The organism is Buttiauxella sp. JUb87 (genome assembly GCF_004361975.1).
Lineage (GTDB): Bacteria > Pseudomonadota > Gammaproteobacteria > Enterobacterales > Enterobacteriaceae > Buttiauxella > Buttiauxella ferragutiae.
Genome location: NZ_SNVY01000002.1, coordinates 825,652 through 837,895, shown reverse-complemented (window position 1 = coordinate 837,895; position 12,244 = coordinate 825,652). Strand labels below are relative to the sequence as shown.

Annotated in this window: 13 protein-coding genes and 1 rRNA gene; 2 read left to right on the top strand and 12 right to left on the bottom strand. The window is 46.8% G+C overall.

The window, feature by feature from the left end; all coding sequences use genetic code 11:
* Nucleotides 1-88, top strand: a 5S ribosomal RNA gene (gene rrf / locus EC843_RS12080); the annotation flags it as partial.
* 98 nt (nt 89-186) lie between these two features.
* Here rrf and EC843_RS12075 read toward each other — a convergent pair.
* The 6 genes from EC843_RS12075 to EC843_RS12050 all read right to left on the bottom strand — a co-directional run bounded on the left by EC843_RS12075 (nt 187) and on the right by EC843_RS12050 (nt 6,273).
* Nucleotides 187-945, bottom strand: a complete 759-nt coding sequence (locus EC843_RS12075; RefSeq protein ID WP_064514184.1) for an amino acid ABC transporter ATP-binding protein — start codon at nt 943-945, stop codon at nt 187-189.
* A gap of 10 nt (nt 946-955) precedes the next feature.
* Nucleotides 956-2,056, bottom strand: coding sequence for an amino acid ABC transporter permease (locus EC843_RS12070; RefSeq protein WP_064543009.1), 1,101 nt, complete (start codon nt 2,054-2,056; stop codon nt 956-958).
* A gap of 9 nt (nt 2,057-2,065) precedes the next feature.
* Nucleotides 2,066-3,247, bottom strand: coding sequence for an amino acid ABC transporter permease (locus tag EC843_RS12065; RefSeq protein ID WP_133522290.1), 1,182 nt, complete (start codon nt 3,245-3,247; stop codon nt 2,066-2,068).
* Nucleotides 3,248-3,317: 70 nt separating this feature from the next.
* Nucleotides 3,318-4,343 (bottom strand): amino acid ABC transporter substrate-binding protein, encoded by a 1,026-nt coding sequence (locus tag EC843_RS12060; RefSeq protein ID WP_064543014.1) that lies wholly within the window; start codon nt 4,341-4,343, stop codon nt 3,318-3,320.
* 504 nt (nt 4,344-4,847) lie between these two features.
* Nucleotides 4,848-5,069: a hypothetical protein gene (locus EC843_RS12055; protein ID WP_034459881.1), complete on the bottom strand. Its 222-nt coding sequence runs from the start codon at nt 5,067-5,069 to the stop codon at nt 4,848-4,850.
* A gap of 319 nt (nt 5,070-5,388) precedes the next feature.
* Entirely contained in the window at nt 5,389-6,273 is an 885-nt protein-coding gene (locus tag EC843_RS12050; RefSeq protein ID WP_133522289.1) for a LysR substrate-binding domain-containing protein, read from the bottom strand.
* 140 nt (nt 6,274-6,413) lie between these two features.
* Here EC843_RS12050 and EC843_RS12045 point away from each other — a divergent pair, with 140 nt between their 5' ends.
* The gene (locus EC843_RS12045) at nt 6,414-6,680 is read left to right on the top strand and encodes a hypothetical protein (protein ID WP_064543018.1); all 267 of its coding nucleotides are present in this window, start codon (nt 6,414-6,416) and stop codon (nt 6,678-6,680) included.
* A 369-nt stretch (nt 6,681-7,049) separates the two neighbouring features.
* On the opposite strand, the gene fis is transcribed toward EC843_RS12045, so the two are convergent.
* The 6 genes from fis to EC843_RS12015 form a co-directional block, all read right to left on the bottom strand.
* Entirely contained in the window at nt 7,050-7,346 is a 297-nt protein-coding gene (gene fis / locus EC843_RS12040) for a DNA-binding transcriptional regulator Fis (protein ID WP_003855228.1), read from the bottom strand.
* Between the two features lie 25 nt (nt 7,347-7,371).
* Entirely contained in the window at nt 7,372-8,337 is a 966-nt protein-coding gene (gene dusB / locus EC843_RS12035; RefSeq protein ID WP_034459869.1) for a tRNA dihydrouridine synthase DusB, read from the bottom strand.
* 375 nt (nt 8,338-8,712) lie between these two features.
* Nucleotides 8,713-9,453: a carbonic anhydrase family protein gene (locus EC843_RS12030; RefSeq protein WP_064543020.1), complete on the bottom strand. Its 741-nt coding sequence runs from the start codon at nt 9,451-9,453 to the stop codon at nt 8,713-8,715.
* 175 nt (nt 9,454-9,628) lie between these two features.
* Entirely contained in the window at nt 9,629-10,510 is an 882-nt protein-coding gene (prmA, locus tag EC843_RS12025) for a 50S ribosomal protein L11 methyltransferase (RefSeq protein ID WP_133522288.1), read from the bottom strand.
* 11 nt (nt 10,511-10,521) lie between these two features.
* Nucleotides 10,522-11,976 (bottom strand): sodium/pantothenate symporter, encoded by a 1,455-nt coding sequence (panF, locus tag EC843_RS12020; protein ID WP_064543024.1) that lies wholly within the window; start codon nt 11,974-11,976, stop codon nt 10,522-10,524.
* Nucleotides 11,966-12,208 carry a YhdT family protein gene (locus tag EC843_RS12015; RefSeq protein WP_064543027.1) on the bottom strand — a complete coding sequence of 81 codons (243 nt, stop codon included), beginning with the start codon at nt 12,206-12,208 and terminating at the stop codon, nt 11,966-11,968. Before EC843_RS12015 ends, panF begins: the two co-directional genes overlap by 11 nt.
* Between the last annotated feature and the right edge of the window lie 36 nt (nt 12,209-12,244).

The following is a 12,244-nucleotide window of genomic DNA, read 5'->3' as shown; positions in this document are numbered from 1 at the left end:
CTGACCCCATGCCGAACTCAGAAGTGAAACGCCGTAGCGCCGATGGTAGTGTGGGGTCTCCCCATGCGAGAGTAGGGAACTGCCAGGCTCCAAATAAACAAAAAGGCCATCCGCAAGGATGGCCTTTTTGTTTTGGATCGTTGTAAAAAAGATAAAAGCCACGAAAGTGACCTTTATCTATAAATATCAATGAATGACCTGAGACAAAAATGCTCGCGTGCGTTCTGATTTTGGATGGGCAAAGAACTCATTTGGAGGAGCCTGTTCAACAATTTCCCCCCGGTCCATGAAGATCACTCTATCAGCAACCGTCCGTGCAAAACCCATTTCATGCGTTACACACAACATTGTCATGCCTGATTCTGCCAGGCCAATCATGGTATCCAACACCTCTTTAACCATCTCTGGGTCCAGTGCAGAAGTAGGCTCATCAAATAGCATAATTTTCGGTTTCATACAGAGTGATCGAGCAATCGCTACGCGTTGCTGTTGCCCACCGGAGATTTGCCCCGGGAATTTATGCGCATGTTCAGCAATTCGTACCTTTTCCAGATAATGCATGCCGAGTGCTTCAGCTTCTTTCTTGGGCATTTTACGCACCCAAATCGGCGCAAGTGTGCAGTTTTGCAACACTGTAAGGTGTGGGAAAAGGTTAAAGTGTTGGAAAACCATCCCGACTTCAGTCCTGACTTTCTCAATATTACGCAAATCATCGTTGAGCTCGGTGCCATCAACGACAATACGTCCTTGTTGATGCTCTTCCAGATGGTTAATGCAGCGTATCGTTGTGGATTTACCTGAACCTGAAGGCCCGCACAGTACGATGCGCTCGCCTTGTTGTACCTTCAAATTGATATCTTTCAGTACGTGAAACTGTCCGTACCATTTATTCACATTCTCCAGCATGATCATCGCATCAGCGGGTTGCATAGTAATTTGACTCATTTATTCATCCTCAGTGCGGTGTTCGTCCGGTGTTAAAACGTTTTTCAAGATGCTGGCTGTAACGCGACATGCTGAAACAGAAAATCCAGTAGATGAGGGCTGCGAAGACGTAGCCTTCGGTCGACATCCCCAGCCATGCAGGATCAACAGTGGCTTGCTGTACGCTGCTAAACAGATCAAACAAACCAATAATGATCACCAGACTGGTGTCTTTAAATAGTGCAATGATGGTGTTAACCAGGCCTGGAATGACCATCTTTAATGCCTGCGGCAGGATCACTAATCCCTGGGTTTTCCAGTATCCCAGTGCCAGAGACTCTGCGGCTTCGTACTGCCCTTTTGGTAGCGCCTGCAAACCGCCACGTACAACTTCTGCGACATAAGCGGACTGGAAAAGGATCACGCCAACCAATGCACGGATAAGTTTGTCGATGCTTGTCCCTTCAGAAAGAAACAGTGGCAGCATGACGGATGACATAAACAAGACGGTGATTAACGGTACGCCACGCCAGAACTCGATAAAGACCACCGACAAAATTCTAACCACGGGCATTGTCGAACGGCGGCCTAAGGCCAGTAAGATCCCCAACGGTAACGCACCGGCAATCCCCACTGACGCGATGATAAGCGTTAAAGTTAACCCTCCCCACTGGCGAGTTTCGACACGATCCAGACCTAAAAAGCCGCCGTATAGCAAACCCCAAACAACCAGAGGATAGATGACTGCCCATGCGGCGATGTAACGGCCACGGCGAGGCATCGCATTCCAGAACATTGGGATGATAGAAGCCAGGCCAATGAGCAGAGCAAGGTTAATTCGCCAGCGTTGATCATGCGGGTAGAGCCCATACATAAACTGCCCGAAACGTGCGTGGATAAACACCCAGCAAGCCCCCTCTTTTGTGCAGTCAGCACGGCTATCACCAATCCAATTAGCCTGGAAAATCGTCCAATTCAACAATGGCGGAATCAGTTCCCACATCATCCACAAGCAGAAAATAGTCAGTAAGCTATTAGACCAGCTGGAAAAAAGATTCTTACGAGCCCACTGTACGGCACCTGAGCGAACAGCCTTTGGGCGCGCGTGATGTGACACTAATGCTTTTGTCATCGTAATTCCTTAGCGCTCAACCAGGGCAATTCGCCGGTTATAGATATTCATTAGTAACGAAATAGTCAGGCTAATAATTAGGTAAACCGACATCGTTATGGCAATGGTTTCAATGGCTTGACCGGTCTGGTTGAGTACTGTTCCTGCGAACAACGAAACCATATCCGGATAGCCAATAGCGGCCGCCAGAGAGGAGTTTTTCACGATATTGAGGTACTGACTGGTGAGCGGTGGAATGATCACGCGCATGGCTTGAGGAATGATGACCTGGCGCAATGTGACCGGGTTGGGTATCCCTAATGAGCGCGCCGCTTCGTGCTGACCATAAGGGACAGACTGGATTCCGGCACGAATAATTTCGGCAATAAAAGCGGAGGTATAAACCGACAAAGCGAGAGTTAATGCCGCAAGCTCAGGAATAAGTACCATGCCGCCACGGAAGTTAAAACCGCGCAAAGCTGGGACATCCCAGTGCAGTGCTGCGCCGAAAATCCATTGAGCAACAATCGGCAGCAATATCAATAAACCCAAAGCGAAAGGCCATGTACGGCGCAATTGCCCAGTTTTTATCTGGTGCATTTTGTTATATCGATACAGTCCTGCAGAAAGGACCAATGCAGCCGCAATAGCAGCAATAAAGGCCAGTGCTCCTTCACCAATTTGCGGAGAAGGAATATAAAGCCCACGGTTGCTCAGAAAGAGAAGATCAAAGGCATTAACCGCCTGACGGGGGCCAGGTAAGTTGCGCAGTACCGCAAAATACCAAAAGAAAATCTGCAATAAAGGAGGGATATTGCGGAATGTCTCGATATAAAAAGTAGAAAGTTTGCGTAGAAGCCAGTTATCGGAAAGCCGGGCTAAACCGAGAAAGAAGCCGATAAAAGAAGCGAATACGATGCATAACGCAGAAACCAACAGGGTATTTAGCAGGCCGACCACAAATACCCGGCCATAAGTATCACCCTGTTCATAATCAATGAGATGCTGAACGATACCGAAGCCTGCGCTGCGATCCAAAAATGCAAAACCGGAGGTAATGCCACGATTGCTAAGGTTGGTGACGGTGTTGTGTATCAGGTAAATGGCGATGCCAGCGACGATGACGACCGCAATAATCTGATACAGCCACGCACGAACCGCAGGATTTGAAAAGGAGATATCCCCTTTTACGAGTGGGCGGCGATGGGGCATAAGCGAACCTCAGTTACATAAACTCAAACTTTGGGCACTACAACAGTAGTGCCCATTTCTGACGTCTCGCTTAGCGAACCGGTGGTGCGTACTGAATACCGCCTTTGTTCCACAGGTTGTTCTGTCCACGTTTGATCTTCAGGGGGCTTTCAGAGCCTACGTTATGCTCGAAAATTTCAGCGTAGTTACCCACTTGTTTGACGATGTTGTACGCCCATTTATTGTCGAGTTTCAGGTCTTTACCAAAGTCACCTTCTTTACCTAACAGGTGTGCCATATCTGGTGTTGTTGGATTAGCGGCCATCTGGTCAACGTTTTTAGAATCAATACCCATTTCTTCGGCGTTCAGCATGGCGAACAAAGTCCAGCGTACAATGGAGAACCAGTCTTCATCACCACGGCGGACTACTGGGCCTAAAGGTTCTTTTGAAATCACTTCAGGAAGAACTACCCATTCGCCTGGAGTGCTGAGTTTGATACGAAGCGCATAGAGTTGTGACTGGTCGGAAGCCAGAGTATCGCAGCGGCCTGATTCCAGCGCCTTCGCTGATTCATCGGAGCGGTCGAACGTCACTGGGGTGTACTTCATATTGTTTGCTTTGAAGTAATCGGCCACGTTCAATTCAGTATCAGTACCAGCCTGAATACATACAGTCGCACCATCCAGCTCTTTAGCGCTCTTCAGATCTGCTTTGTTGTGCGTCAGGAAGCCGATGCCATCGTAATAAGTCACGCCAGTAAACATCATGCCCATCCCGGCATCGCGTGAGGAAGTCCAGGTGGTATTACGTGACAGAATGTCCACTTCACCAGATTGCAGCGCGGTAAAACGCTCTTTCGCCGTCAGTGGGGTGTATTTCACTTTCGATGCATCACCAAATACCGCAGCCGCAACGCCGCGACAAACGTCTACATCAATGCCGGTAAACTTACCATTGGCATCAGCATAGGAAAAACCTGGCAGACCATCGCTAATCCCACATTGCACAAAACCTTTCTTTTTTACCGCTTCAAACGTGGTCCCAGCGTGAGCCTGGCCGACGATTGCGAATAATGCACCGGCTGCGACCAGAGTGGAGAGTATTGTCTTTTTCATAATGCATCCTGTGTGGCGAAATTATCGTTATAAGTATTGACGCTAGCGTGGCGTCGTTTTTCCTGTCTGTGGCATCTGCCAGTCTGGTTAAAGCAAAGGGAGTGCCAAGATTGCGAGTCGCGGTATGCGTGTACCACGCGTCGCAGTTAGCTGAGTGTAGACAGGAAAAATCGCACACAGCGCCCTGAAACGGTGCAAAAATGAAACCTACGCCACATTTCAGCACAAAAAGTTTCAGTTTTTGATCATATGAAAAGAAGTAGTTTCTGACGTTAATATTAGCTGGGGTGCTATTAATGCAGGGGTGTGAGAGGCATCACGGCTGTTGATGCAACAAAACAAAAAAGTACGAAACTGAGTGATTTGTTTCACGCTAAAAAAGCAGAGCTGATGACTAAAAAAGGAAGGGCCTATTTTTGCTTGCACTTAAACGATGCAGACGGATTTTCCCAATAAAAAAGTGCGCCCTGGTCAGGCGCGCTGTTGCTGATTCGAACGGAATACTTATTTAGTTAACGCAACGATACCCAGCGTTAAACCTGCAATCGCAGCGGCACCACCGGCGATTGCGCCTGCGGTTTCCCAGTTATCCTGAGTCGTACCTTTCATACAGGTATTGGTATGCACTAAACGCCCCTGGTCGTCATAGACCGGTACGCAAGGCGAGTTAGTCGCACAACCCGCCAGAAGTGTAGAAAGCAACGCAGCGGCAATGAGCTTTTTCATATGGAACCTCGTTAACCCAAACCCCGTCCAGGGACGACTTGTGCACCAGGGCTACAGAGTTATCTAAAAACCTGTTGGGGTGAATGAGGCAACTTTATCACTACGCTAAGTCTGGTGAAGAGCGGGGAATAATTGCAATTCATGTGCAGTGTAAACAAAGTGGAGAAAAACGAACTCAGGCAGGTAAATATGGAGAGAAAATGAAGGATGATAATTTTCAGACAATAAAAATCTTATGTCGCGACAATCAGTTATGTCGGGTAAGGAACTATCATGTTTTGGAAAAAATATTAACTGATCAATATGTTATGATTATTTATCAGTTCTTCAACAATTCTATGATTCGATTAAGTCGTTCATCATTTTTAGCCTTACTGTGAATGTAGGCGTAGATATCCAGTGTGTCTTTCTCCATCCATGGGATAGTGACACAATGAAGATTAAAGTACTCAGGAATGTGTTTTAGTAAAAATTCAGGGAAGAACATGACAAAGTCACTCTTTTCAATACAATGCAGCATGTTGAGTAGGGAGTTTGATCGATAACGGATAATCCTCTGGTGAGAGTTTGCATACAGTTTTTCGGGTAGGTACGCATTGGTTTCAGCTGAACTTAGGACGGCATGTTCTTCGCTCATCCATTGTTCAAGGCTTAAGTTATCTTTAATTCTCGGATGCCCCATACGACACAAACCAATAATTTTAGATTGGGCAATCCTTGTAGAAATGAAAGAGTGGTTATATTTAATTGCAGAACCAATATCAATATCCACTTCTCTTAAAACCAAAGCGGTAATCCGCTGATCTTCGAGCATGATACGGTTATTAAATGTGAATGATACCTGATCGGATATTTTATTGTTTTTTAGCAATTTATTCATTAAATAATATTCAATCATAGTATTGGTTCGAATGAATATGTTAGATACTTCTGTTTGTTTACTACCACTAATCATAATTGAATGTGATATTTCTTCGTCAATTTTCTTAAAGGATGGATAGAGCTGGCTAGCAATTGGAGTTGCTTTTAGCCCTTTGGCTGATTTGATAAAAAGGATGTCATGATAATAATCACGTAGTTTATTTAATGAGTATGTTAGTGTCGGCGACGATATCCCAAGGGCCTGAGCTGATTTAGTCATACTTTTTGTTTCAAAAATCATCACCAGCGTTTTGATTAGGTTGTAGTCGAATTTATTGCTCACAATTTAACTTCCTATAAAATCATATATTTACTATGTGTTATAAAGTTTTTTAAAGCGCGACTTCTAAAAACTTCTATTGTGTATGGGTCCAGAAGACGGCCTAATAATGGCCTTCAACGCGCAAATTAAAAGAAGGTTTAATGAAACTCCTGACCGATAAGTCCAAGTTTGAAAAATGGTTTATACAAGATTATCTGCGTATTAACAGCTGCCCTCTGAACCCCTCAATATTCACTGACGAAGAACTGGAGTCTATCCTGCAAGAATCGTTACCAGAATCATTTCCTTGTCTGGTTTTTTTCGATTCGCATGATGCCCGTCCTTTCGGAGAACAATTAAGATATGTATATAAGAAGGAGTTAAGGCTAATGCAAAAGTTACTGGAAGGAAATGAATTTACTCATTGAAAAATGAAGTAAGTTGTTTCAATTAATAACTTGATTCACGTGGTGAATATTATGTTTTGTATTCATTTGTTTTGTGAGTTTTAAATCAACAATAATGTCATTTCGTCTAAAGGATTGTTGAATACCATTTTTCATAATTAAGATTTAAGCATATAAATGTAATTGATGTCATAATTCCCCGGATTTCTTAGCATGGAACGCTATTTCCCTGATAAATAACTTTCTTCCATGACCACCAGCAACCCATAGTTCCTTTATCTACTCCACTTCCCGGAAGAACCAGGCTTATTTTGATACTCTCAGAGATTAAAAAAGGCGCTTCCCCATGCCGAGTAGCGCCTTTTTAAACAACAACTTAACTGATTAATATCAGTTCATGCCGTATTTTTTCAATTTTTTACGCAGCGTGCCACGGTTGATGCCCATCATCAGGGCAGCGCGGGTTTGGTTGCCACGGGTGTATTGCATCACCATGTCCAACAATGGCTGCTCTACTTCAGCCAATACCAGCTCATACAGATCACTAACATCTTGACCATTCAGTTGAGCAAAATAGTTCTTCAGTGCTTGTTTCACGGAGTCACGAAGAGGTTTTTGGGTAACCTGATCCTGTGAGTTAACGGTGGAAACGGTTAGTACGTCAGAATTTACGCGTTGTTCGAACATAGTTCTGTCAGCTCTTTATTTCTAATTACGCAAGATTTTCGAAGTATGCCTCCAACGCCTCAAGCTGTTCGCTTGCATCTTCAATGGCGTTGAATGTGCGCCGAAACTGGTCATTTGGAGCGTGTTCCTGTAGGTACCAGGAAACGTGTTTGCGAGCAATTCGGTATCCCTTAGCATGACCATAAAAGTCATGTAGTTCCCCAATATGCCCACAAAGTAAGCGCTTCACCTCTGCCAGAGGCAGGGGAGGAAGCAGCTCTCCAGTGTCCAGATAATACTGGATTTCCCGAAAGATCCAGGGTCTTCCCTGAGCCGCGCGTCCTATCATAAGAGCATCAGCCCCTGTGTAGTCGAGCACAGCTCTGGCTTTAAGCGGGTCAGTAATGTCACCATTCGCGATTACCGGAATGGAAACTTTCTGCTTAACTGCCCGAATGCTGTCGTATTCAGCGTCGCCCTGAAATAAACAGGCGCGTGTGCGTCCATGAATCGTCAAAGCTTGAATGCCACAGTCTTCAGCCAGTTGGGCAATCTCTTCACAGTTACGGTGCGCCGTATCCCAGCCAGTGCGAATCTTCAACGTTACAGGCACGTCCACTGCGTTAATTACCGTTGTCAGGATAGATTTCACCAGACTTGGGTATTGCAGAAGTGCTGAACCCGCGAGCTTACGATTCACTTTCTTTGCCGGGCATCCCATATTGATATCAATAATCTGGGCGCCATTAGCCACGTTAATACGTGCGGCCTCTGCCATCTCATCAGGGTCACTACCGGCAATTTGCACGGTGCGAATACCTGGTTCATTCACGTGCACCATCCGTAAACGTGATTTATCACTCGCCCAAACTTCAGGGTTAGAGGACATCATCTCGGAAACAGTCAGTCCGGCCCCCATCTCGTAACACAGCGTCCTGAATGGTCTGTCAGTGATGCCAGCCATAGGTGCTGCAATCAGTCGATTTCTGAGCTGGTGTTGTCCAATGCGCATGAGTTAAGAAATGACCATACTTGCCTGCAAGGCGGCGTATATTACGCATTTTTGACCTGAGATGAAAGGCCAAACTTTGAACAATCAGCTGTCGTAGATCAATGAATCCGCATCCTGTGCGATAGCATAAATAAATTAATGATTAATTTCATTGTGTTAGCTTGGGGTGGTTGTTTTGTGCTCTTTTCATTTTTAGTGAAATTGGAAAGCAATTAACATTATTTTAGGCGCAAAGCGCCAGATAAACTGCTGCTTTGTTCAGCAGTTTTGGCATTTTTCTGCGAGGAATGTCTCATTTTGGTGCCGGGATTCGTCTATTCAGACCTTGGGGCAATAAACGAGAAAGCGGGAGTTTACTCCCCCGCAATAAGTGGTTTACTCAACAATTTCACGGCCATGCAAGGGTTGTGTTGGGCGGTTATTTCCATGATGCATTGCTGTGGTGAATTGTTTCAATTGCTGCACCGAGAGTGTCACAGGATGCTTCATCACTAACCAGCGTACACCTTCAGAGCAGGGTGGAGTGGTTAGCGAACCGCTGAAACGATAATGGGACAGATCCTCTGGTAGTAATTTGTTCACATCGATTTTTTGTTTTAATTCTGCTTTTTCATCGGCTTTGGCTGGCATCGTCTGCCAGAGTTTAGCGAGTTCACTGTTGGCAGTCCCGGTTTCAAACATCACTGCGACGACGGCAATCTCTCCCTCAGCATTTTTATGCACCAGGTGCATTTCCATGGCGAAATGTTTGCCATTGAGAGTGTTTTCGCTTGGCGCATGGAAATGGAGTTGCTGAAGCTGGAAAGGAACGCCATCAATTGTCACCACATCTTTCACACTGGCTGCGAAACCCGCCTGGATAGTATGGCCGTTATTTATGATGTTGATAGGGGAGTCTACATAACTAGATTTTAGCGGGTTGATATGCGCTTTTAGCGTGTTTTTTATGTCAATTGGCGACTGATTCATCCCCACTTTACAAGTTTGGTTTTCTGGGCTGACTTCGGCCCAATGTTCTGGCGAGCCTTCACCTTCGTAACTCCAGTGAGAGGCCATTGCTAAAGCGGGCAGCATTCCCATAGTGAGAATTGCCAGCGTGCGTAAAGTGGTTTTCATTGATTCATTCCCTGATAAATTTTATTAAATAGCGTCGTTTAACTGACATGTTTGAAGCGGCGCATTGTAAAACTCGGTTTTCAGGAAAGAGTGGGCAAAAATGGCGGGGCAATAAAATCAGGTATTAACTTTTACTTAAAGTGGCCAGTTGGCCACTTTAAGGGGGAAAGGGGACTTAGCGTTTGATACCAGTAATGCGGCACCATTCTTCTTTTTCGGCGACAGGATCAAGGGTGAATTTGTCCTGATACGCTTCGCAAACACTTTCGGCCTGGCTTGCCAGCACGCCAGAAAGCCCAAGGAAACCGCCCTGAACAGGCAGCACGCTGATTAAAGGAGCTAACTCACGTAAAGGCCCTGCAAGGATGTTTGCGACCACGACATCGGCGCTCATGGCTTCTGGCTGGTCTTGTGGCAGATACAGCTCCAGGCGTTCAGAAACACCGTTGCGTTCTGCGTTATCACGGCTGGCCTGAATGGCTTGTGGGTCGATATCAATACCAATCGCTTTAGCAGCACCCAGTTTCAGCGCCGCAATCGCAAGAATGCCGGAACCACAGCCGAAATCGATAACGGTTTTGCCTGCCAGATCCAGTCCATCAAGCCACTCAAGGCACAAAGACGTAGTTGGGTGAGTGCCAGTTCCGAACGCAAGACCTGGGTCGAGCATCACGTTTACCGCATTCACGTCTGGCACATCACGCCAGCTCGGGCAAATCCACAGGCGCTGGCCAAAACGCATCGGGTGGAAGTTATCCATCCATTCACGTTCCCAGTCTTTATCTTCGAGTTGCTCGATTTTGTGACGGAAACCCACGCTCAGCAGTGGGCAGTTTTCGAGAATCGCGACGACTTCTTCCATGTCCGTTTCAGCGTCGTACAAACCGATTACATCGGTATCGCCCCATAAACGGGTTTCGCCAGGTAATGGCTCGAATACCGGTGTGTCATGGGTATCCTGAAAGGTCACGGATACAGCACCGCTTTCGATCAGTGCATCGCCGAGTTCTTCAGCGGTTGCGCCGGTAGTATTAATTTTCAGTTGAATCCATGGCATAGCGAAACTCTTTATTTATCAGTAGTTGGAACGAGTGCTGGTGCAGGCAGCGGCTGACCGAAACGGTTGCCTACCAGGAACGCCAGCAAACTTAGTAATAAGGATGGCACAATGGGGTGGAAGCCAAATAACTGGATTTTGAAACTCGCCAGCACCGCATACAACCCGCCACCGACAATCATTGCACTTAGCGCGCCCGCAGCATTGGCTCGCTCCCAATAAAGGCCGAGCACTAAAGGCCACAGGAATACCGCTTCAAGCCCACCAAACGCCAGCAAATTCAGCCAGATGATCATTTCTGGTGGGCGCCATGCCGCGAGTAGCAGCAACGCACCCAGAATCAACGTGATCACCGATGACATTCTTTTCAGACGCCTTTCGTTAGTGATCTGATCCGGTCGCATATTCAGATAAAGATCTTTGACGATCGTAGCGGATGATTGCAGCAATTGGGCGTTAATTGTCGACATAATTGCCGCCATGGGTGCCGCAAGAAATATTCCCGCCGCTATTGGTGGCAACACCGTGACCATCAACGTTGGGATAACCAAATCAGGGACTTTCAAATCCGGTATCACTGCACGGCCTAACGCGCCCGCCAGATGCATACCAAACATCAAAATCGCGACCACAATTGTGCCGAGGATAATGCCACGGTGCACGGCTTTGCTGTCTTTATAAGAGATGCAGCGTACCGCCGTGTGCGGCAAACCAATCACGCCGAAGCAGACCAGCACCCAGAATGAGGTCATGAACGTCGGGGAAAGGATGTCATCGGCACCCTGCGGTGAAACGAGTTTAGGGTCGATATGCTGCAGCGTATCTACTGCGTTGTGCAAACCACCGGCTGCGTGAACGATGCCCACCAACAGCAAAATCGTGCCAACCAGCATCACCATGCCTTGCATTGCGTCGTTGAGAACGCTGGCACGGAAGCCACCAAACGCGGTATACAGCGCAATGCTGATACCAAAAATCAGCAATCCCGTTTCGTAAGGAATACCGGCTGCCGTCTCCAGTAAGCGTGCACCACCGATGAACTGCACGGTCATCGCGCCAACAAAAGCCACTAACAGGCTAAGACTCGCCAGCCAAACCAGCAGACGGCTTTGATAACGGGCGAACAACATGTCATTCAGGGTAACGGCGTTATAGCGACGTGCCAGAATGGCAAACTTTTTACCCAGAATACCCAGAGATAACCATACCGCCGGTAATTGAATCATTGCCAGCAAAACCCAGCCCAGCCCATATTTATAAGCAGCTCCAGGCCCGCCAATAAATGAACTGGCACTGATATAAGTGGCGGTTAGCGTCATCGCTAATACAAACCCGCCCATCGAGCGGCTACCCAGGAAATATTCGTTGAGGAAATTACCTGTGGTGCGGCGTTTCATGGCGTACATGGAAATGCCAAAAACCACTAATAGATAGGCTACCAGCGGTAATACGACTTCAAGCTGCATGATCATCCTCCAGAGGAATATCACGGAAGATAAACTTCACCATTGCCCAGCACAGTAAAATGAACAGCAAAGGTACCAGCAGGCACGCCATTTCAAACCAGTGCGGTAGGCCAGTTGGGCCGATTTCATTACCAGGTAAGTAAGCAGCCACTAACCATGCGGCAAGATAGAGAAGGGTTAGCCAAAGCGCCCAGCGGGCTTCTTTATGGGCCTGAACAAAACGCGCGTCCATTATTGTCCCTTGAGTTGGCGGAAAGCGGCGATTGTA

Coding starts and splice junctions, on each gene's coding strand:
- EC843_RS12070 (WP_064543009.1), bottom strand. CDS start 2,056: ATGACAAAAGCATTAGTGTCACATCACGCGCGCCCAAAGGCTGTTCGC.
- EC843_RS12075 (WP_064514184.1), bottom strand. CDS start 945: ATGAGTCAAATTACTATGCAACCCGCTGATGCGATGATCATGCTGGAG.
- fis (WP_003855228.1), bottom strand. CDS start 7,346: ATGTTCGAACAACGCGTAAATTCTGACGTACTAACCGTTTCCACCGTT.
- dusB (WP_034459869.1), bottom strand. CDS start 8,337: ATGCGCATTGGACAACACCAGCTCAGAAATCGACTGATTGCAGCACCT.
- prmA (WP_133522288.1), bottom strand. CDS start 10,510: ATGCCATGGATTCAACTGAAAATTAATACTACCGGCGCAACCGCTGAA.
- EC843_RS12045 (WP_064543018.1), top strand. CDS start 6,414: ATGAAACTCCTGACCGATAAGTCCAAGTTTGAAAAATGGTTTATACAA.
- panF (WP_064543024.1), bottom strand. CDS start 11,976: ATGCAGCTTGAAGTCGTATTACCGCTGGTAGCCTATCTATTAGTGGTT.
- EC843_RS12060 (WP_064543014.1), bottom strand. CDS start 4,343: ATGAAAAAGACAATACTCTCCACTCTGGTCGCAGCCGGTGCATTATTC.
- EC843_RS12055 (WP_034459881.1), bottom strand. CDS start 5,069: ATGAAAAAGCTCATTGCCGCTGCGTTGCTTTCTACACTTCTGGCGGGT.
- EC843_RS12065 (WP_133522290.1), bottom strand. CDS start 3,247: ATGCCCCATCGCCGCCCACTCGTAAAAGGGGATATCTCCTTTTCAAAT.
- EC843_RS12030 (WP_064543020.1), bottom strand. CDS start 9,453: ATGAAAACCACTTTACGCACGCTGGCAATTCTCACTATGGGAATGCTG.
- EC843_RS12015 (WP_064543027.1), bottom strand. CDS start 12,208: ATGGACGCGCGTTTTGTTCAGGCCCATAAAGAAGCCCGCTGGGCGCTT.